The sequence below is a fragment of the Actinophytocola sp. genome (assembly GCF_035712165.1).
In the GTDB taxonomy this organism is placed as follows: domain Bacteria; phylum Actinomycetota; class Actinomycetes; order Mycobacteriales; family Pseudonocardiaceae; genus DASYTH01.
The window spans coordinates 24387-42840 of the sequence record NZ_DASTBH010000122.1; the positions used below are offsets into that span (position 1 = coordinate 24387).

At 71.6% G+C, this 18454-nt stretch carries 21 protein-coding genes; 11 read left to right on the forward strand and 10 right to left on the reverse strand.

What is annotated here, in order from left to right:
• Window positions 1-45 precede the first annotated feature (45 nt).
• Window positions 46-951: an EamA family transporter gene (locus tag VFO68_RS06450; protein WP_325157238.1), complete on the forward strand. Its 906-nt coding sequence runs from the start codon at window positions 46-48 to the stop codon at window positions 949-951.
• A gap of 40 nt (window positions 952-991) precedes the next feature.
• On the opposite strand, the gene VFO68_RS06455 is transcribed toward VFO68_RS06450, so the two are convergent.
• The 4 genes from VFO68_RS06455 to VFO68_RS06470 all read right to left on the reverse strand — a co-directional run bounded on the left by VFO68_RS06455 (window position 992) and on the right by VFO68_RS06470 (window position 6659).
• Window positions 992-4006, reverse strand: a complete 3015-nt coding sequence (locus tag VFO68_RS06455) for an AfsR/SARP family transcriptional regulator (RefSeq protein WP_325157239.1) — start codon at window positions 4004-4006, stop codon at window positions 992-994.
• A gap of 146 nt (window positions 4007-4152) precedes the next feature.
• Entirely contained in the window at window positions 4153-4641 is a 489-nt protein-coding gene (locus VFO68_RS06460; RefSeq protein ID WP_325157240.1) for a DUF1269 domain-containing protein, read from the reverse strand.
• Between the two features lie 164 nt (window positions 4642-4805).
• The gene (locus tag VFO68_RS06465; RefSeq protein ID WP_422652901.1) at window positions 4806-5219 is read right to left on the reverse strand and encodes a DUF7144 family membrane protein; all 414 of its coding nucleotides are present in this window, start codon (window positions 5217-5219) and stop codon (window positions 4806-4808) included.
• A gap of 120 nt (window positions 5220-5339) precedes the next feature.
• Window positions 5340-6659, reverse strand: a complete 1320-nt coding sequence (locus VFO68_RS06470; protein WP_325157242.1) for a hypothetical protein — start codon at window positions 6657-6659, stop codon at window positions 5340-5342.
• 269 nt (window positions 6660-6928) lie between these two features.
• Between VFO68_RS06470 and VFO68_RS06475 the strand changes: the two genes are divergently transcribed.
• From VFO68_RS06475 to VFO68_RS06495, 5 genes are all read left to right on the forward strand, one after another.
• Window positions 6929-7357, forward strand: a complete 429-nt coding sequence (locus VFO68_RS06475) for a DUF6325 family protein (RefSeq protein WP_325157243.1) — start codon at window positions 6929-6931, stop codon at window positions 7355-7357.
• Window positions 7358-7369: 12 nt separating this feature from the next.
• Complete coding sequence (locus tag VFO68_RS06480) at window positions 7370-7699, forward strand: SHOCT domain-containing protein (protein WP_325157244.1); 330 nt, start codon at window positions 7370-7372, stop codon at window positions 7697-7699.
• Between the two features lie 124 nt (window positions 7700-7823).
• Window positions 7824-8345 carry a DUF6069 family protein gene (locus VFO68_RS06485; RefSeq protein ID WP_325157245.1) on the forward strand — a complete coding sequence of 174 codons (522 nt, stop codon included), beginning with the start codon at window positions 7824-7826 and terminating at the stop codon, window positions 8343-8345.
• Window positions 8346-8399: 54 nt separating this feature from the next.
• Window positions 8400-9557: an AI-2E family transporter gene (locus VFO68_RS06490; protein WP_325157246.1), complete on the forward strand. Its 1158-nt coding sequence runs from the start codon at window positions 8400-8402 to the stop codon at window positions 9555-9557.
• Window positions 9558-9571: 14 nt separating this feature from the next.
• Window positions 9572-9946, forward strand: coding sequence for a phage holin family protein (locus VFO68_RS06495; protein ID WP_325157247.1), 375 nt, complete (start codon window positions 9572-9574; stop codon window positions 9944-9946).
• A 21-nt stretch (window positions 9947-9967) separates the two neighbouring features.
• Here VFO68_RS06495 and VFO68_RS06500 read toward each other — a convergent pair whose 3' ends face one another.
• The gene (locus tag VFO68_RS06500; RefSeq protein WP_325157248.1) at window positions 9968-10189 is read right to left on the reverse strand and encodes a hypothetical protein; all 222 of its coding nucleotides are present in this window, start codon (window positions 10187-10189) and stop codon (window positions 9968-9970) included.
• Between the two features lie 370 nt (window positions 10190-10559).
• Here VFO68_RS06500 and VFO68_RS06505 point away from each other — a divergent pair, with 370 nt between their 5' ends.
• Window positions 10560-11177: an HdeD family acid-resistance protein gene (locus tag VFO68_RS06505; RefSeq protein WP_325157249.1), complete on the forward strand. Its 618-nt coding sequence runs from the start codon at window positions 10560-10562 to the stop codon at window positions 11175-11177.
• Between the two features lie 16 nt (window positions 11178-11193).
• The gene (locus tag VFO68_RS06510) at window positions 11194-11814 is read left to right on the forward strand and encodes a hypothetical protein (RefSeq protein WP_325157250.1); all 621 of its coding nucleotides are present in this window, start codon (window positions 11194-11196) and stop codon (window positions 11812-11814) included.
• Here VFO68_RS06510 and VFO68_RS06515 read toward each other — a convergent pair.
• The 5 genes from VFO68_RS06515 to VFO68_RS06535 form a co-directional block, all read right to left on the reverse strand.
• Entirely contained in the window at window positions 11811-12341 is a 531-nt protein-coding gene (locus VFO68_RS06515) for a DUF3455 domain-containing protein (RefSeq protein WP_325157251.1), read from the reverse strand. The genes VFO68_RS06510 and VFO68_RS06515 overlap by 4 nt on opposite strands.
• A 97-nt stretch (window positions 12342-12438) precedes the next feature.
• Window positions 12439-12672 (reverse strand): hypothetical protein, encoded by a 234-nt coding sequence (locus tag VFO68_RS06520; RefSeq protein ID WP_325157252.1) that lies wholly within the window; start codon window positions 12670-12672, stop codon window positions 12439-12441.
• Between the two features lie 12 nt (window positions 12673-12684).
• On the reverse strand, window positions 12685-13011 hold the full coding sequence (locus VFO68_RS06525; RefSeq protein ID WP_325157253.1) for a putative quinol monooxygenase: 327 nt from the start codon (window positions 13009-13011) through the stop codon (window positions 12685-12687).
• 16 nt (window positions 13012-13027) lie between these two features.
• Window positions 13028-13504: a flavin reductase family protein gene (locus VFO68_RS06530; protein ID WP_325157254.1), complete on the reverse strand. Its 477-nt coding sequence runs from the start codon at window positions 13502-13504 to the stop codon at window positions 13028-13030.
• An 18-nt stretch (window positions 13505-13522) separates the two neighbouring features.
• Window positions 13523-14779, reverse strand: a complete 1257-nt coding sequence (locus VFO68_RS06535) for a cyclase family protein (RefSeq protein WP_325157255.1) — start codon at window positions 14777-14779, stop codon at window positions 13523-13525.
• A 97-nt stretch (window positions 14780-14876) separates the two neighbouring features.
• On the opposite strand from VFO68_RS06535, the gene VFO68_RS06540 reads away from it, so the two are divergent.
• The 3 genes from VFO68_RS06540 (at window position 14877) to VFO68_RS06550 (ending at window position 18444) form a co-directional block, all read left to right on the forward strand.
• Complete coding sequence (locus VFO68_RS06540) at window positions 14877-16325, forward strand: phospholipase D family protein (RefSeq protein WP_325157256.1); 1449 nt, start codon at window positions 14877-14879, stop codon at window positions 16323-16325.
• 77 nt (window positions 16326-16402) lie between these two features.
• Window positions 16403-16600: a hypothetical protein gene (locus tag VFO68_RS06545; protein ID WP_325157257.1), complete on the forward strand. Its 198-nt coding sequence runs from the start codon at window positions 16403-16405 to the stop codon at window positions 16598-16600.
• Window positions 16601-16632: 32 nt separating this feature from the next.
• Window positions 16633-18444 (forward strand): HEXXH motif domain-containing protein, encoded by a 1812-nt coding sequence (locus tag VFO68_RS06550; protein ID WP_325157258.1) that lies wholly within the window; start codon window positions 16633-16635, stop codon window positions 18442-18444.
• Window positions 18445-18454: the final 10 nt, after the last annotated feature.

Below are 18454 nucleotides of genomic sequence, written 5' to 3' on the forward strand. Positions count from 1 at the left end.
GCGCAGAGCCTAGCCAATGCTTTAGCACTAAGCTATATTGTCTTAGTGCTAAACAATCGGATCGGCGTCGTGCTGGTTACCGCGCTGGCGCCCAGTGTCTGGGGAACCACCTATGTCGTGACCACCGAGCTGCTGCCGCCCGGCCGGCCGCTGCTCGCCGCCGTGCTCCGGGCCCTGCCGGCCGGGCTGCTGCTCGTCGCGCTCACCCGCCGGCTGCCCACCGGCGACTGGTGGTGGCGGGCACTGGTGCTCGGCACGCTCAACATCGGCGCGTTCCTCGCGCTGCTGTTCATCGCCGCCTACCGGCTGCCCGGCGGGGTCGCCGCCACGGTCGGGGCGATCCAGCCGCTGGTCGCCGCCGGCCTGTCCGCGGGGCTGCTCGGCGAACGGCTCTCGGCGCGCACCGCCGTCGCCGGGCTGGCCGGCGTCGCCGGGGTGAGCCTGCTCGTGCTGCGCGCGAATGCCGCCCTGGACACCATCGGGGTGCTCGCGGCGCTCGGCGGGACGGTCGTCATGGCCACCGGCGTGGTGCTCAGCAAGCGGTGGCGCTCCTCCGCGCCGGTGCTGGCCACCACCGGCTGGCAGCTCGTCGCCGGCGGCCTGGTGCTCGTGCCGCTGCTGTTCCTGGTCGAGGGCCTGCCGCCGGCCGGCCTGAGCCCGGCGAACCTCACCGGCTACGCCTACCTCGGCCTGATCGGCGCCGCGGTCGCCTATGCGCTGTGGTTCCGCGGCATCCGGCTGCTGCCGGCCACCCAGGTCTCGTTCCTCGGGCTGCTCAGCCCGGTGGTCGCCACCGTCATCGGCTGGCTCGTCCTGCACCAGCCGTTGACCCCGGCCCAGCTCGCCGGCGCCCTGCTCGTGCTGGGCGCGCTGATCGCGGCAATCCCCCGCACCACCCGGCAGCCGGTCCCGGCACCGGTCCGCAAGCCGGTCTGCCCGGCGGCGTGTTGAGTTCGTGTGCCGGCTGTGTGGCGGGAGTCCGTACGGTGTCCTAGCCGGTCGCGACAGCGTTGGACGTCGGCGTGCCGGGCGATCGAGGGGGTCGCCCGGCACGGCCCGGTTCGGCCAGCCGCAGCAGCATCCACTGCAGCGTGGCGGTGCTGGCGTCCCTCGGGTCGTGCAGGTCGGCGGCTTCGGCGGCGGAACGGGCGGCCGCCGGCTCGTCGCCGGTCGCCGCGTAGGCGGCGGCCAGCAGCCGCAGGGTGATCGCGGTCGCCGGCCGGCCGCCCATCTCCCGGTAGGCGGCCAGGCAGGCGCGCAGCTCGGGAATCGCGGCGGCGGGCCGGCCGGCGCCGATCCGGCCGGCCGCGAGCGCCCGGGTGCAGGACAGCACCCGGGGCCGCTCGTCGAGCTCGGTGGCGATGGACAGCGCCTCGCCGAACGCCTCGAGCGCCTCGGTCCGCCGGCCGGCCCCGGCCCGGATCGCGCCCAGCGCGCGCAGCGACCGGGCCAGCGCCGAGCGGGCCGTCGTGGGCCGCAGCAGCGTCACCGACTCCTCGGCCAGCCGCGCCGCGCGGTCCAGCCGGCCGGTGATCGCGTAGCTCCAGGACAGGCTGTCCATCGTGACGGCGATGGTGCACGGCTCCCCGGCGCGCCGGGCCAGGGCGAGCGCCTCGGTGTCGATCCGGACCGACTCCGCCGACCGGCCGAGCCGCTGCAGCGCCGCCGACCGGGTCCGCCGCACGGTCAGGGTGGCCAGGTCGTCGGCGTCGAACAGGGCCTCGGCGGTGCCGGCCAGGGTCAGCGCCTCGGCCGAGCGGCCCAGCCCGATCATGCAGTTGGCCAGGTTGAGCAGCGCCCAGGCGCGGGACTGCCGGTCGCCGCGCTCGGCCGCCCGCCGGTAGCCGGTGACCGCGCTGGCGTAGCGGCCGCGCACGTGATCGAGCAGCGCCAGCACCGCCTCCGCGCGGGCCGCGATGGCCGCGTCGCCGGCCGCCGTCAAGCTGCCCGCACACGACTCCAGGTCGGCGTAGTGCCCGTGCAGCCACAGGTACCGGCCGAACCGCTCGAACAGCCGCATCGCCGTGCGGTGCTGCCCGACCCGGCACAGCTCGCCGAGCCCGGCCACCAGGCTGCGGCGCTCGGCGGCGAACCAGGCCGCCGGGTCGGCCAGCACCCGGGCCACGGCGCGGGACGTCAGGCCGGCCGCCGCCGGCGCCACCCCGGTGAGCTCCGGCCCGGGCATGACCCTCGGCAGCCGGTGCGCGGCCAGGTCGGTCAGCGCGTAGGTGGCGTTGACCAGCCGGCTGCCGGCCAGCACCCGCTCGGTCCGGTCGTCCTGGGCCAGGGCCAGCTCCCGGGCGAAGGCCAGGACCAGGTCGTGCACCTGGTAGCGCGGCTCGCCGCCGGCATCCATCCCGGCCGGCTCCAGCAGGCTGGACTCGATCAGCTCCTCGATGCCGTCATCAGAATCGAGACCGTCGCGCAGCACCGAGATCGCCAGCGCCGGCAGGTCGGGCACGTTGGCCAGCCCGATCAGCCGCAGCGTGGTCCGGGCCGCCGGACGCAGCGCCTGGTAGCTCAGGTTCAGGCTGGAGCGCACCCGCAGGTCGGACACGGCCAGCTCGTCCAGCCGGTGCAGCTCGTCCTCCAGCCGGTCGGCCAGCACGCCCGGGCGCAGGTCCGGCCGCAGGGCCAGCCGGGTGCCGGCGATCCGCACCGCGAGCGGCAGGTTGCCGCAGGCCGAGGCGATCCGCGCGGCGGCGGCCGGCTCGGCACCGGCCCGGCCCCCGGCGAGGCGGCGCAGCAGCAGGCCGGCGTCGGTGTCGGTGAGCGGGCGCACCGGCACGGCGCGGGCGCCGGCCAGCCCGGACAGCCGGCGGCGGCTGGTCACCAGCACCGCCACGCCCGGCGTGCCGGGCAGCAGCGGGCGCACCTGCGCCGGGTCGGCGGCGTCGTCCAGCAGCACCAGGATCCGCCGGTCGGCCACCCGGCTGCGGAACGCCGCCGCCCGGGCGTGCGGGTCGGCCGGAATGGCCGAGGCGGGAGTACCCAGCGCGGTGAGCCACTCGGCCAGCACCGCGGCCGGGTCACGCGGGCGCCGGGCGCCGGCCAGCTGCGCGTACAGCTGCCCGTCCGGGAACTCGGCGCGCAGCCGGTGCGCCACCCGCACCGCCAGGGCGCTCTTGCCGACGCCGGGCGGGCCGGACAGCACCACCGGCGGCCCGGCGCGCAGCGCGGCGGTCACGGCCGCGATCTCGCGCCGGCGGCCGCAGAAGTCGGCCAGGTCGGCCGGCAGCGCCCGGACCAGTGCCACCGGTCCGGCGGCCGCGGCCTCCGGCTCGCCGCCGAGTAGCTCGGCGTGCAGCCTGCGCAGCCCGGGCCCGGGCTCCAGACCGGTCTCCTCGACCAGCACCGCGCGGGTGTCGCGGTAGACCGCGAGCGCGTCCGCCGGCCGGCCGCAGCGCCGCAGCGCGGTCATCAGCGCCCCGGCGAGCCGTTCGCTGAGCGGCTGCGAGACCACCGCGCCGCGCAGCTCGCCGAGCACCTCGGCGTGCCGGCCGGCGGCCAGCTCGGCCGTCATCAGGTCCTCGAACAGGGCCAGCCGCTCGACCTCCAGCCGGGCGATGTCCGGCTCCAGCGCGGGCAGCGACAGGTCGGCGAGCGGCCGGTCCCGCCACTGGTCCAGCGCGCGTCGCAGGTGCGCGGCGGCGGTGCGGGGGTCGCCGGCGCGCCGGCCGCTGTCCGCCTCGGCCCGGAACACCAGCAGGTCGACGTCGCCGCCGCTCACGCACAGCCGGTAGCCGCTGCCGTTGGACTCGATCGGCACCGGAGCGATCCGTTCCCGCAGCCGGGACACGTAGGTGTGCAGGTTCGAGGTGTGGGACCGGGGCGGCGCGCCCTGCCAGAGCGAGTCGACCAGCCGCTCGGCCGGCACGAACTCGCCGGCGCCGAACAGCAGCATGGCCAGCAGCGAGCGCTGCCGGACGCTGCGCACCGGCAACCACCGCGCCCCGTCGCCGGCGACCTGCAGGGGGCCGAGCACGCGGAACCGCACGCGCGGCATCGTAGGGGCCGGCACCGACGGTTCCGGTGCCGGGTGCGGACAAAAACCGACGGCGGACGCTGTGCGCGTCCGCCGTCGTCGCTTGCGCGGATGTGGTCCGAATCGACGAGAGGTCGTCAGAGCACCCCCACGAGATCCCGGGCCGGTCAGTCGGAGGAGATCATCTCGCGCAGTTCGGCCTCTTGCTCGGAGGTCAGGTTCGACTGGATGAGCTCGGGGCTGTAGCGCTCGAACTCCGGCTTGACCTTGTCCACCACCGCACCGCTGGTCAGCAGGAACAGCGCCGAGGTGCCCTCGGTGATCTGGCTGCGGGCCGCCCGGATGAAGTCGTCGTCGATCCCGACGTCGGCGAGCGATCCGCCGATGGCGCCGGCCGCCGCACCCACGGCCGCACCCAGGAACGGGACGAAGAAGATCAGGCCGAACAGCATGCCCCAGAACATGCCGCCCAGGGCGCCGGCTCCGGTGAGGCTGCGCAGCTGCCTGGTCTTGGGCTTCTTCGCGCCGGGCGCCCAGGACACGGTCGCGGCGTCGTGGATGATGATCAGCTCCTGCTTGGCCAGCCGTTCGAGAGCGCTGACGGCCTCATCGGCCGCCGTGGGGCTGTCGAACTTCCAGACCGTCAATGTCGCCATGTGTTCCTCCGTCGATCGGTGTTCGGATGGGCGGAGCCTCTCGCCGGCGGTTACCGAACTGCTTCACACGCGCCGGGTGAGGTTCGCTCCGGTTGTGGGCCGCTCACCCCGCGGGGGTGAGCGGCGCCGAAATCTGCGGATCCGGGTCCCCGAACAGGGGCTGGTCAGGACCGAAGGGCGTCCGGGCGGGTCAGCGCCCAGATCACCCAGACGTCCAGCGCGATGATCAGCAGCGACCAGACCGGGTAGTAAGGAATGAAGAAGAAGTTCGCGATGCCGCTCAGCACGGCGAGCACCATCGCCACGATGCCGGCCCAGGTGGCCCGGGTGAAAAGGCCGTAACCGGCGATTGCGAGGCCGATACCGAGAACGAGGTGGATCCAGCCCCACACGGTCACGTCGAACTCGAACGTGTAGTTCGCGGTCCTCACGTAGAACGTGTCGTCGAAGATCGCTACCAGGCCGGCGATGGCCTGGAACACACCGATCATCAACATGATCGTCGCAGCAAAGGTCATGGCGCCGATCGCCCAACCGGACACCGGCCGTTCTTGCGCCTCGGACTCAAACTGGACCATAGCTGTCCTTCTCTCTTGCCATACGTGGCTTCTGGCGGCGTGCGCCAGAATTTCATCGAAATTAGAACCGTTGCGCCGTCATGAGCGTCACCCGTCAGGGGTGATCAAACGAGCCGTGGGTCAGCTGGTGTCCGGGCTCGCCGGCTGGTCGAGAAGCTGGATCACGGCGAGCAGGGCCACCAGCACCAGGGCGATCATCAGCACCGCGAACCCGTTCGGGCGGTCCAGGAAGATGAAGATCAGCACGGCGACGCCCAATGCCGCGCCGCGCAGCAGCGTGCGGTTGCGGTGCACCCAGCCACCGACCCGCCCGGTGCGCAGCCCGGCCCGCAGGCCGCGCTCCCGCAGCCAGGTCGCCGACCGCCGGCCCGCCGCGCGGATCCGCACCGCGGTGACCGACGGACCGGTCAGGAACGCGCCGAGCGCGATCACCAGGCCGAGCACCACCAGGCTGCGCAGTCCCTCGCGCAGGAACCGGACCACGATGTCGTAGGCGGCCGCGGTGGGTGCGGCCGACCGTGCCGGCACGCTGTTGATCAACACGCTGCGCACCACGGCCAGGTTGGCCGCCAGGAACACCATGCTGAGCGCGAAGCCCAGACCGGTGATCATCAGCGCCCGCCGGTGGTTGCGGGCCAGGTAGATCCCGAGCGCGAGCAGCGCCAGAGTGACCCAGGGCAGCCAGTTCGCCAGCGAGTCCAGCGCCGCGTACGCGTTGCGCGCCCGCACCAGTTCCCGCGCGCCGGTGATGCTGATCGTGGGGTGCACGTCGGGCAGCCGGTCCACCAGGGTCAGCCCCGCGTCCCGAAGCTGCTGCTTGGCCACCTCGATGAACGGCGCCAGATCCAGCTGGATGTCCTCGCCCTGGATGGAGATGGCCGAGGCCTCACCGGAGAGCACCTTCTCGGCCTGGTCGTGCGCGACCCGGATGGTGCTGCGCCAGGCCTCGGCGAACTGCGGACTGGAGACCAGTTCGGAGACCTTGGTGCGGATGAAGTTCTCCACCGCCGCGACCATCGGGCCGATCAGCCCGCGCAACCGGTCGGTGACCACCGCCGGCACACCCTGGTCCTGCAGGGCATCGACCGCCTCGTTGGCGATCCCGCGGACGTCGACGTAGCTGAACACGGTGAGCACCACCCGGTCGGTGATCGCCGTCTGCACGCTGGGATCGTCGATCAGCGGGCTCATGGTCGCCACGAACCGGTCGGTGTCGGACACCTGGTTGTGCACCCACACGGTGGTCAGCGCGACCGGCGCGAGCAGGCAGCCGAGCACGATCAGGACGGTGGCCACAATGGACTTGAACCGGTGCCTACCGTGTTGGCGTTGCTGGCGAATCTCCGCGATCTCGCCGCGCAGCCGTTCCAGCTCGGCACGTTCGTCCGCGCTGAGCGCTCCGGCGGGCGGTTCGGCTACCGGACCGGGCGGGTCGGTCACATGGGCCTCCCAACGAGGTTCCCCAACGGGCGGTGTTCGCCGCAAGGAAGCATCCGCACCCCGGGCCCGGTGTCGCCTCACCTATCCGAGATGAGTCCCGGCGCCGCTGCCGGGCCGTTGCGGCCCCGCCGGCCGGTCGCCCGGCGCGGCCGGTGCCGGAGCCCGAACCGGGCCGGGCCCAACATCACCCGCTGCGGAGGAACCCAACAGGGACCGGCAATGACAGGTTGACCAGGACAGTTCAGTCCCGCTCGAAGGCAGGTCTCGCGATGCCCCGCGGTCCACTCGAATACATCATTCTCGAGTTCCCTGGAAACCGGTTCAGCGGCGAGATCGTGCCGGCGCTGCACGAACTGGTCAGCACCGGCGTGATCCGGATCGTCGACCTGGTGTTCATCAAGAAGAACGCCGACGGCAGGACCGAGACGCTCGAACTGTCCGCGCTCGACCCGGACGAGGCGGCGGTGTTCAACGCACTCGACGGCGAGATCAACGGCCTGCTCAGCGACCACGACATCAAGCTGGCCGCCGAACAGCTCCAGCCGGACTGCTCGGCCGCGATGCTGGTGTGGGAGAACAGTTGGGCCGCCAGGTTCATCGGCGCCGTGCAGAAGGCGAACGGCCGGCTGGTCGCGCATGAGCGGATCCCGGTCGAGGTGTTCGACGAGGCCGTCGAAGCCGCCCGGGCCGAACTCTGAGGAGGAAGCAGGATGCTGGTTCGACGAGTAGCCATGGCGCGCCGCGGCCCCGGCCTGATCCGCACCGCGGCGGCCACCGCCGTGGTCGCCGGCACGGCCAGCGCGGTCAGCGGCCGGGTGCGGCATCGCCAGGAGGCGCGGGAGGCCGAGCAGTACGCCGCCGAGCAGTACCAGCAGCAGCAGGCTTACGCGCAGCAGCAGGCCTATGCCCCGGCACCGCCGGCCGGCGGCATCACCGACGACCAGATCAACCGTCTGGAACGGCTGGCCGAGTTGCAGAAGGCAGGCGTGCTCTCGCCCCAGGAGTTCGAGACGCAGAAGGCCGAGATCCTCGGTCGCTAGGCGTGTCCATGCTGGTCGTACCGGTTGTGCTGATCATCCTGATGGTCATCCCCTTGCTGCTGGACAAACTGGAACGACGGGTCGTTCCGCCCCGTCGCGACGCCGAACCCGTGGGTGAGACGACATGAACGCTCCGCATCCGCCGCCGGCCGCTCCGCCGCCCGCCGGCCCCCGACTCGACCCGACCAAGCTGTGGTCCGGCGGCGCCGCGACGGCGGTGGTGGCCGCCCTCGTGTCGGTCGTCGGCATCCTCGTCGTGCGCGGTGTGCTGGACATCGCGGTGCTCGCCCCGCAGGGCGACGGTGTCTGGGGCAATGCCACCACCTGGGGCTACGCGCTGGCCGCCGCGGTCGGCGCGCTGGTGGCCACCGGCATGCTCCAACTGCTCGCCGCGACCACGCCGCGGTACAGCACGTTCTTCGTGTGGATCATGCTGCTGATCACCGCGATCGCCTTCGTGCTGCCACTGACCCTGGAGACCGAGACGTCCAGTGCGGTGGCCACCTCGGTGATCAACCTGGTGATCGGTCTGACGATCACGATCATCCTGCCCGGGGTGGCGCGCAGCGCCCGGAACCGGCCGGTGCGGAACTACCCACCCCCGGTGCCCGGACCGCAGCAGGGTTGGCCACCGGAACGGGTGTGATCTCGTCCGCGACGGGTGAGTGCTCCGTTCGGACGTACGGCCTACGGTCCGGCCATGACCAGTGAGCCAGTTCCGGCCGAGCCGGTAGACCGGCCCGGTGGCGCCGTCCCGCGGGGACTGATCGTGCTGCTCGGCCTGTCGGCGGCGGTGATCGTCGCCGCCGGGATCTGGGCGGCGGGCTGGCTGATCGGTCCGGTGTTCCTGGCCCTGACCATCGTCATCGCCGTCAGCCCACTGCAGTCCTGGTTGCTGCGCAAGGGGATTCCGCGCTGGGCGGCCACCGGGGCGCTGATCGTCGTCATCTACGCGATGTTGCTCAGCCTGTTCCTGGTGATGGTCGTCTCGGTGGCCCGGCTGGCCGACGTGCTGCCCGAGTACGCCGATCGCGCCAGGGAACTGGTCAACGACGCCGTGGCCGCGATGGCCAGGTTCGGCGTGGAGCCCGACGACGTGGCGACCGTGGCCAACTCGATGGATCCCGGCAAGCTGGTCGGCCTGGTCAGTTCGATCCTGTCCGCGATGGGCACCATCGTGTCCAGCATCATCTTCCTGTTCTCCCTGCTGCTGTTCCTCAGCTTCGAGTCGAACTCCGCCGGACGGCGACTGAAGATCATCGCCGAGGACCGCCCGCGGGTCGCGGTCGCACTGGGTGAGTTCGCCAGGGGCACCCGCAGCTACCTGATCGTCTCGACGGTCTTCGGCCTCGTGGTCGCCGTGCTCGACACGATCGGCCTGGCGCTGCTGGGAATTCCGCTTCCCGTGCTGTGGGGACTGCTGGCCTTCATCACCAACTACATCCCCAACGTCGGGTTCATCATCGGCCTGCTGCCGCCGGCGCTGCTCGGCCTGCTGGAGGGCGGTTGGGGCAAGATGCTGGCCGTCGTCGTCGTCTACGGCGGGCTCAACTTCGTTGTGCAGTCCCTGATCCAACCCCGGTTCGTGGGCAACGCCGTGGGTCTGTCGTCCACCGTCTCCTTCCTGGCGCTGCTGTTCTGGGCCTGGCTGATCGGGCCGCTGGGCGCCATTCTGGCCATTCCGCTCACCCTGCTGGCCAAGGCGCTGCTGGTGGACGTCGACCCGGAGGCCAGATGGGCCGACGCGCTGCTGGGTGTGCAGCGGCCGCCCGCCCGGCCGAAGAAGACCAAACTGCCCAGACAGCGCCGGCATCCGACGCTGCGGAAGAAGGCACCGGCGACAACGGAATCCGGGTGACAGGAGGAAAAGCGATGCTGGTTCGGCTGTTGCTGCGGTGGTTGCTGCTGGCCGTCGCGATCGGTCTGGTGGCCGCGCTGCTGCCCGGGATGGAGATCAACGGAGGCTTCGGGTCGCTGCTGTGGATCGCGCTGCTGTTCGCGGTGGTGAACGTGACGATCGGAACGCTGCTGCGGATTCTCACCCTTCCGCTGCTGCTGATCACCCTGGGTCTGCTCACCATCGTGATCAACGCCGGCATGCTCTGGCTGACCGACCGCTGGTCGGACTCCCTTACGGTGGACAACTTCTGGTGGGATCTGCTGGCCGCGGTGTTGATCACAGTGGTGAGCGCGATCCTGCATTTCCTGTTCCGCGAACCGCTCTCCCCGAAGGAGCGCGCCGCGTGATCGTCACCTGTGCGGGGTGAGTCACTCCCGCGCGGTGGGCAGCTCGTGCACGGAAACGATGTGCAGCCCCAGGTTTTCCAGGAACGTCAGGATGCCGTGTAGGTGGGACTGGTCGGTGACCTCGCCGTATATGATCGTCTCCGGCGGGGCGGGCACGATCCGCATCTCGGAGAACTCCGTCATGGCGTGCTGCGCGCGCTCCGACAATCGCCCGCTCACACGGAACTCGTACTGCTGTGTCACCGGCGCGCACCTCCCTCGGCAAAGGTCCGGAACGCCGGACGGGTCAGACCCATCCGTCGCGCCTGGTTCGCCGGCCGTTCCACCGCTGTGTCAGGTCCCTCATCGCGTTTCCCGTCCGTCCGGTCGTTGTCGGTCGGCTTCCGCAACAGTGGTCCGTGCGCCCCGTGCCGTGAATCGCCCGTGCGTGATGAGATGCGCACAGCCGCAGTACGGCGAGTCGTCAGAAAGAAACCAACCGCTGCGGCGGCGGTGGCGCGGGGTGCTTCCGGCCGGGCGCCTGATCCGCATCTCACCCCGCGCAGGGGAGGTACCACCGGTGCGTTGCGGGGATGTTTCAAACCAGCCCCGCTCAACTTCGAAGGAGTGCCTGATGACCCACTCCGGTTCGAGTGCCGCCGCCACCGGCGCCGCGGCCGAGACTCTGGCGTCCGTCGGCCAGTCCAAAGGCTGGCGGATCGCCTTCGGCACGCTCACCCTCGCGATCGGCCTGATCGTGCTGTTCTGGCCGGAGCCCACGATCGCCGTGCTGGCCGTGCTGTTCGGCATCCAGTTGTTCATCGCGGGCGTGTTCTGGCTGGTGTCCGCGTTCGCCGTGGACGAGGCCAGCGGCGGCGGCCGGGTGCTGCTCGCGCTGTTCGGGTTGCTGACGATCCTGGTGGGCGTGCTGTGCCTGCGCTCGCCGTTCCAGACCGTCGCGATCCTCACCCTGCTGCTGGGCCTGACCTGGCTGATCGGTGGCCTGATCGAGGTGTTCCACGGGTTCACCGGGGCCGGTGGGTGGGCGATCCTGTCCGGCGTGGTCAGCGTCGCCCTCGGCATCATCGTGCTGGTGTACCCGGAGACGACCATCCGGGCGCTGACCTGGCTGGTCGGTCTGGTGCTGACGATCTACGGCGTGGTGGCGGTGCTCGTCGCGCTGGCCGGCGGCAAGAGCGGCCAGGAATCCGGCGCGGTGCAGACCCGGCCCGGCCCGGCCGTGACGTCCTGACCGGCGGGGAGCCCCGGTGCGCGGCCCTGGGCCGTCCTCGGTGGCCTACCTGCTGCTCGGCGTGGGCGCCGGCGTGGTGGAGGTGGCCCGCTGGGTGAGCCGGCCGGTGCTGGCGACCGCCGGCTCGGTGACCCGGGCGCTGGCGCCGCCGGACTGGGTCACCTCGGTGCTGGAGGAGCGCGGCCGGCAGGCCCGCGCCGAGCTGGAGCAGGCCGCCGACACCGTGCTGCGCTGGGTGCTGGTCCGGGTGGTGGACACCCTGGTGGACACCATCGACCTGACCGCGCTGGTGGCTGACAACGTCGACCTCGACGCGGTCGCCGCCGGGCTGGACGTGGACGCGGTGATCGCCCGGGCGAACCTGGACCAGGTGATCGCCCGGCTGGACCTGGAGAAGATCGTCCAGGAGGTGCTCGACTCGGTCGACATCGGATCGATCGTCCGGGAGTCCAGCGAGACGGTCGCCTCCGAAGCCCTCTCCGGCGTGCGCAACCAGGCCATGCACGCCGACGACGCGGTGTCCCGCCTGATCGACCGCCTCCTGCGCCGCGGCCGCGACCTAGCGGCCCCGGCGAGTCCCCCCTTGGGACCCGGCGAGTCCCCATCTCCGGACGGGCGAGTCCCCAACTCGCACTAGCCGGCCACCCAGAAGGCGTAGTCGGCGGTGTACGGCACGGACACCGTGGCGGCCTCGGTGCAGGGACCGGCGGGTGCCAGGCCGCCGGTGGTGTTCAGCCGCTGGATGTAGGTCACCCCGGCCAGCAGTCCGGGGCCGCGGTTGGCGGTGGCGCGCAACAGCAGTTGCGGGATCGCGCCGTCGACCGGGGAACTGGCCTGCGCGGCGGCGGTCACCGAACTGCCGTCCCGGGTCGAGGTCCACACCGGGCCGCGGGTGTGCAGCACGGTCGCCTGGCCGCGGTGCCGGAGAATGGCGTCCGGCTGCAGGAACGTCCACGCCCCGGCGGTGCACTGGTAGGTCTGCACGCCCCGGGCCGGCATGACGGCGAGCGGTCTGTTGCCGGCGGGCACCCTGATCACCTCGGGCACCCGGCCGGCGCCCCCGCCGCCCGGCGAACCGGTGGCCGGAACCGCGGCCGCCCCGACCCCGACCGCCGCCAGCGCCGCGACGGCCAGTCCCACAGTAAAGCGACGAACCCGACTCATGGTCTCGTTCACTTCCCCTCGATCGGTGTGCCGGCAGCGTGCCGGCACACCCCAGACACGGCTGGGAACCCGATCGAGGTTGGCCCATGCGGCCGAATCAGTTATGTGAATCGCGCATGGCCCGGCGAATCTGTTCCAGCTTGTCGCGGCCGGCCCGGTCGCGTTCGGCCAACTGCTCGTCCAGCGAGGTGGCCGCCGGTTCGGCCAACTCGGTCTCGCCGGCCGAGGTGGCGAACCGGCCTTCGATCTTGTCCCGCACGTAGTCGAAGCTCGGCACGCCGGCCTCGTCGTAGTCGCCGGAAACCGCCGGGTTCTCGGGTTGTTCGGTCATCGCGGGCTCCGTTCAGTCCGGCACGGCCATCTCACCCAGGGTCGACCAGTCGTCCTGGGGGAGGGTGAAGTTGACGATCCGCGGCGTTTCCGCGAGATGCGCCGGCAACGTTTTCTGGGCGGCCCGGAAATGGTCGGACTGGACGTGCGCCGCGCCGGCCTCGTCGTCGCGGAACGCCTCCACCAGAACGTACTCGGTCGGGTCGTCGACGCTGCGCGACCAGTCGAACCACAGACAGCCCGGCTCGGCCCGGGTGGCCGAGGTGAACTCCGCGGCGATCTGCGGCCAGCGGTCGGCATCCTCGGGCCGCACCCGGAACTTCGCGGTGATGAAGATCATCCGTTACCCCTTCGCATCAGGCTTCGTTGCCGGCGTCCAGATCCCTGACCTCCTGGTAGCCGAGCTGGCCCCGGCCGCCGTCCGGACCGACGGTATCCGGTGCGAGCAGCAGCCCGACATGGTCGCCGGTGTCGTGCCGGGACAGCACCCGCCCGCAGAACCACTGCGGGCAGTCCGCGAGCACCGGCACGCCGCCCGGTCCGGCCCGCCAGTCGCACTGGTCGAACTTGTCCACCTCGAAGCCGGTCCGGGTGCCGAACAGCACGGCCAGGTCCCGGTTGGCCTTGGTTGGCACGTGCACGGCGAGCACGTCGGCCCGCTTGGCCACCAGGTAGGTGTGGTTGTTCTTGGACAGCCAGACCATGAACCGCGGCGGGTCGATGCTGCACTGCGACGCGAAGCCGATCAGGCAGCCGGCCCGGCGCGTGCCGTCGGTCGCGGTCACGATGAACATCGGATAGTCCAGCTCGCCTACGAGCGCGTCGAAACCCACGGCAACGAGTCTGCGCGATCAGCGGCCGCGCGGCACCGCGAGCGCGGCAGGCGGCGTGTTGCCGGCGGTGGACCCGGTGTGGAACTGCGGCGTGACCAGGTAGACGAACTCGAAGGCCTCGTCGCGCGCCAGGTCCTCGGAGCGCACCGCCTCGCCGATCCGCACGCCGTTCTGGGTGATCAGCACCTGGTGCACCGGGAACAGGTTGCCGCCGGTGACCGCGGGGTCGAGCACCTCCAGCCCCCAGGTGTCGCTGGCCGCGACGGCCACCCGGCGGGACGCCAGGTACCGGGCCTCGCGCAGGAAGATGCCCGGTTCGGCGGCCAGGTACCGGGCGTTGGCCGGATCGGCCGGGTCGTCGAAGGCGGCCCGGTTGAGCAGATGCGTCCAGCCGGTGCGGAACACCACCACGTCGCCGGGGCCGGGCTCGCGGCGCACGCCCTGCCGGCGCAGCGCGGCCCGCATGTCCTCCAGCGTGATCCGGTAGTTGTCGCGCAGCACCCACTCGTTGTTCACCGGCGAGCGGAACAGGTCGCCGCGCGCCCCGGTGGCGAGCTTGAGTCCGACGATGTCGTAGAGGACGCCGCGGGTGACGATCGGCCCGAGGTTCTCGTTGCCGAGCCGGGCCAGGCCGCGCGGGGTGGCGATGTCCGGGCCGCGGAAACCGTTGTAGTAGACCTCGCCGACGCCGATGTGACCGAGGTTGTCCAGCTGGGTGGCGATCTGGTACGTGCCGCTGTGCGGGAACCGCTCCTCGTGGAAGGACAACGTGTTCGGGCCGAGCGGGGTGGCGGTCTGCAGGATGCCGGCCTCCGGGTGGGTGCGCGGGTCGTACTCGGCGACCGGCACGAACTCGCCGCGCGGCTGGTAGCCGACCACCAGCAGGCGCTGCTTGAGCACCCGGGGCGGGGTGCTGGGGAACGCCGGGAAGTTGTCGGCGAGCAACTCGCCCAGGTTGTAGGTCTTGACCGCGTTGCCGCGCTCCAGCAGGCGCAGCGCCCGCCGGGTGGTCTCCGGGGTGACCTCGTTCCAGGTGCCGCGCTGGTCGCCGCGCCCGTAGCGGCGGGCGGTGCGCTCGGCCCAGCCGGCCACCTCGTCGGCGGTGAACATCGCGTCACTGAAGTCGCCGGGCCCGCCGGCGGTCGCCGGGTCGGCGCCGGCGACCCCGGTGCCGGCGGTGGCGGCCACCGCGCCGGCCGCGGCCGCGGCGGTCATGCCGAGCACGTCCCGGCGGCTGTGCAGGCCCAGGTGTGTGCGCAGGAGGTCGGACCGCATGCGAAACCCCTTTCTCGCCCTCAACACATTGGCACCGAATGGTTTCCGAGCGTAACGGCAACGTGCGCGCCGGGGCGATGTGCTGTGGGATGGGGGAATGTCGATTCGGTCGTTGCTGGACAAGGTGGACGAGCGCATCGGCGACGGCCTGGAGCATGTGCTGTGCACCCATCACTCCCGCAGGCTGCGCCGGCTCGGTTGGGGAGACGCGCTCGCGCCCGGCGACGACGGGTGGTTCGCCGCCCGGCCCGAGGTCCGGCCGGGCAACCGGATCGAGGTGCTGATCGACGGCGAGCAGGCCCTGCCGGCGGTCCGGGCCGCGATCGAGGGCGCGCGGTCGTCGGTGCACATCGCCAACTGGCACGCGAGCCCCGACTTCCGGCTCACCCGTGAGCCCGGCGCGCCGACGTTGCGCGAACTGCTGCGCGACGCGGCCCGCCGGGTGCCGGTCCGGGTGCTGCTGTGGGCCGGCCCGCCGTTACCGGTGTTCGAGCCGACCCGGGGCCGGGCCCGGGCCGCGCGGGAAGAGTTCCTCCGGGACAGCGAGGTGCGGTGCGTGCTGGACTCCCGGGAGCGCACCCTGCACTGCCACCACGAGAAGCTGGTGATCGTCGACGGCCGCTCGGCGTTCGTCGGCGGGCTGGACTTCACCGCGCTGGAAGGCGACCGGCACGACAGCTCCGAGCATCCGCCGGACCGTCCGCTCGGCTGGCACGACCTGATGGTCCGGGCGGAGGGCCCGGTGGTCGCCGATGTGGCCGGCCACTTCCGGCAGCGGTGGAACGAGGTGGCCGGGGAGCGGCTGCCCGAACCGGAGGTGCCCGAACCGGCCGGCGCCAGCACCGCCCAGCTCGTCCGCACGGTCCCGGAGAAGACCTACGACTTCGCGCCCCGCGGCGACTTCTCGTTGCTGGCGGCCCACGTTCGGGCGCTGCGCGCGGCCCGCCGGCTGATCTACCTGGAGAACCAGTTCTTCTGGTCGCCGGAGATCGCCGAGATCCTGATCGACAAGCTGCGCAACCCGCCGGACGACCGGTTCCGCGTGGTGCTCGTCCTGCCCCGCAAACCCAGCAACGGCTCCGACACCACGCGCGGCCAGCTCAGCCGGCTGGTCGAGGCCGACGCCGGGGCCGGCCGGCTGCTGGCCACCACCCTCACCGCGCACGACGGCGACCGGTCCTGCGCGGTCTACGTGCACGCCAAGGCCGGCATCATCGACGACGAGTGGCTCACCGTTGGTTCGGCCAACCTCAACGAGCACTCCCTGTTCAACGACACCGAGGTCAACCTCTGCACCGACGACGCCGCCCTGGCCCGAGCCACCCGGCTGCGCCTGTGGTCCGAACACCTGCAACGCCCGGTCGCCGAGATCGACACCGACCCGGCGCACGTCGTCGACCACATCTGGCGCCCCATCGCCGAGGAACAGGCCGACCTCGAGAGCGCCGGCAAACCCCGCACCCACCGCCTCACCCTGCTCCCCGGCGTCTCCCGCCGCACCGGCCGGCTCAAGGGCCCGTTGCGCGGCCTACTAGTAGACGGCTGAGCGCGGCAGCCCCTTCCTGATTTCCCGGCCGTAAGACATGATTGAGATCTGGGCCACCGCACCTCGGAGGGGAACCGATGGTCACCAGCACCACCTCCACAGAAACCTGCATACAATCCCAACTCCCCGATCTCAGCACCGTCACCTTCCACCAATTACGAAAACTGGACAGCGACGCCCTCCGCCCCTCACTCCGCCGTGTCGTAGATCACACCAACCGCCTGCGAAAAGTGCCAAAATCCACCAATGCGACGGGCGGCGACCGGATCGATTGACTCGAACGGGTTGCGCAATGCGTAAGAGGCCCGTGAACCCGGCTGATCAGGTCGGGTTTCACCGCCTACCCTGGGACGAATTCGACGAGCTCGCCCAGGGGCGGACCGGCGTCGGCACGGTGCTTCGGCTGCGTGAGGCGGAACGGAGCCGGCGTCTGCTGCTGCTCTGGGGGCTGGTAGAGGGGACCAGTAAGAATCCGGAATCCGCCGGTCCACTGCCCTCATTCGATGAGGCGTGGGAGTTGCTTTGCCGTGCGGAGGCGCGTTCACCGGCCGTCTTCAACGAGCTACTGTCGCATCCCTATACCGGGAGTTGGCTGGGCTACACGACCCGGCTCCTGATCAGTGGAACGGACGGCGTGTTTCCGCTATGGGTGCACTTGGGCCACCTGCATGCTCTCGCGGTTACAGTGGCGATCCGGTCCGGTATCGATTTCCAGATGGCCGTTCCGATGTGGTCGGGAAGGGTGATCCTGCCCGCGCTCGGTTCCGTTCAATTGACCGGTAGCCGCCAATGGTCCACGGCCGACGTTCGCGGCGATAACGGTTGCGTGGATGTCAGTGGTGGCGCGGACCGGGTGCGCTTGCCGGATCCGCCGGACCTGGCAGCGCGAAGCTGGTGGCCGGTCCGCACCGTTGTCGCCCGGGAGGGATCGCACCGGCTCGTGGTGCGACTCGACGACGTCGACCCATACCGGGGCCTCTACGAGCCGATTCCCGCGCAGCGGCTGTCCACTGTGGAGTTCGATGCGTGGCGGCGGCTCCTCGAGGATGCCTGGCGGCTGGTCGTTGATCGCCTCCCGGATCTCGCCGACGCGCTGCCCGCGGGCCTGGACGCCATCGTGCCCAAGCCGAACGTGCCGTTCCGCAACCCCAGCGCGTCCACCGGAGAGGCCTTCGGGAGCGCGATCGTCGCCCGCCCAGGGGATGCCATCGAGCTGGCGGCCACGCTCATCCACGAGTTCCGGCACATCGTGCTCGGTGGCGTGTTGCACCTGATCGACCTCGATGACGACGACCCGCGGGAGTATCACTATGTGCCGTGGCGGGATGATCCGCGCCCGCTCGGGCGCGTGATCCAGGGCCTGTACGCCTTCGCCGGGGTCACCGCGTTCTGGCGATCCCTCACCAGTGTCGAGGACCGGCCGCTGGCCCGGCGGGCCGCGTTCGAGTTCGCCTACTGGCGCGGGCAGACCTGGCGGGTCCTGACCGAGATTCGCAACCACCCGAGCCTGACCCTGGCGGGCCGCAGATTTCTCGAAGGCATCGCATTCCAACTAGGCCCGTGGCGACGTGAGCCGGTAGCCGAGGACGTGGTCCGGCTCGCCGATGCGATCGCCGCGGACCACTATGCCGGCTGGCGAATTCGGCACCTGCGGCCCTCGGCCCGCATTGTCGGGGAACTGGCCCGGGCCTGGCTGGCCGGACACCCGCGTCCTGCCGGATTCGTACTCCCTCACGATCCGGAGCCGACTCCGGTGCCGGACGGAGCGTGGACACACGCGCGTACGGACCTGATCCGGCTCACCGTCACCGACCCGAACCGGCTCAAACTGTCCCCGGAGCTACCGCAGGCGTCGTCGGCCGATCGTGCCCTTGCCAGCGGCAGGCTGGCCGAGGCTGCACGCGGATACCAGGCCGAACTGACGGCGGACCCGGACCTGCCTTCGGCATGGGTGGGTCTCGGTCTCGCGCTGCACGCGCAGGGAACCAGCCTCGCGGCGCGTGCCCTGCTCCATCACCCAGAACTGGTCCGCTGTGTGCACCGTGCTCTGCGGGCCGAGGCCGGGCAGGTTCCGAGCCCCCGCGCCCTCGCCGCGTGGATCGGGCAGTTCGCCGGCTGACCTGGGGGCG

What these genes read in the sequence shown, in the direction of transcription:
- VFO68_RS06545 (WP_325157257.1), top strand. Translation starts at nt 16,403, where the DNA reads ATGGTCACCAGCACCACCTCCACAGAAACCTGCATACAATCCCAACTC.
- VFO68_RS06490 (WP_325157246.1), top strand. Translation starts at nt 8,400, where the DNA reads ATGACCAGTGAGCCAGTTCCGGCCGAGCCGGTAGACCGGCCCGGTGGC.
- VFO68_RS06525 (WP_325157253.1), bottom strand. Translation starts at nt 13,011, where the DNA reads ATGATCTTCATCACCGCGAAGTTCCGGGTGCGGCCCGAGGATGCCGAC.
- VFO68_RS06505 (WP_325157249.1), top strand. Translation starts at nt 10,560, where the DNA reads ATGACCCACTCCGGTTCGAGTGCCGCCGCCACCGGCGCCGCGGCCGAG.
- VFO68_RS06485 (WP_325157245.1), top strand. Translation starts at nt 7,824, where the DNA reads ATGAACGCTCCGCATCCGCCGCCGGCCGCTCCGCCGCCCGCCGGCCCC.
- VFO68_RS06495 (WP_325157247.1), top strand. Translation starts at nt 9,572, where the DNA reads ATGCTGGTTCGGCTGTTGCTGCGGTGGTTGCTGCTGGCCGTCGCGATC.
- VFO68_RS06480 (WP_325157244.1), top strand. Translation starts at nt 7,370, where the DNA reads ATGCTGGTTCGACGAGTAGCCATGGCGCGCCGCGGCCCCGGCCTGATC.
- VFO68_RS06515 (WP_325157251.1), bottom strand. Translation starts at nt 12,341, where the DNA reads ATGAGTCGGGTTCGTCGCTTTACTGTGGGACTGGCCGTCGCGGCGCTG.
- VFO68_RS06520 (WP_325157252.1), bottom strand. Translation starts at nt 12,672, where the DNA reads ATGACCGAACAACCCGAGAACCCGGCGGTTTCCGGCGACTACGACGAG.
- VFO68_RS06475 (WP_325157243.1), top strand. Translation starts at nt 6,929, where the DNA reads ATGCCCCGCGGTCCACTCGAATACATCATTCTCGAGTTCCCTGGAAAC.
- VFO68_RS06460 (WP_325157240.1), bottom strand. Translation starts at nt 4,641, where the DNA reads ATGGCGACATTGACGGTCTGGAAGTTCGACAGCCCCACGGCGGCCGAT.
- VFO68_RS06455 (WP_325157239.1), bottom strand. Translation starts at nt 4,006, where the DNA reads ATGCCGCGCGTGCGGTTCCGCGTGCTCGGCCCCCTGCAGGTCGCCGGC.
- VFO68_RS06465 (WP_422652901.1), bottom strand. Translation starts at nt 5,219, where the DNA reads ATGGTCCAGTTTGAGTCCGAGGCGCAAGAACGGCCGGTGTCCGGTTGG.
- VFO68_RS06535 (WP_325157255.1), bottom strand. Translation starts at nt 14,779, where the DNA reads ATGCGGTCCGACCTCCTGCGCACACACCTGGGCCTGCACAGCCGCCGG.
- VFO68_RS06540 (WP_325157256.1), top strand. Translation starts at nt 14,877, where the DNA reads ATGTCGATTCGGTCGTTGCTGGACAAGGTGGACGAGCGCATCGGCGAC.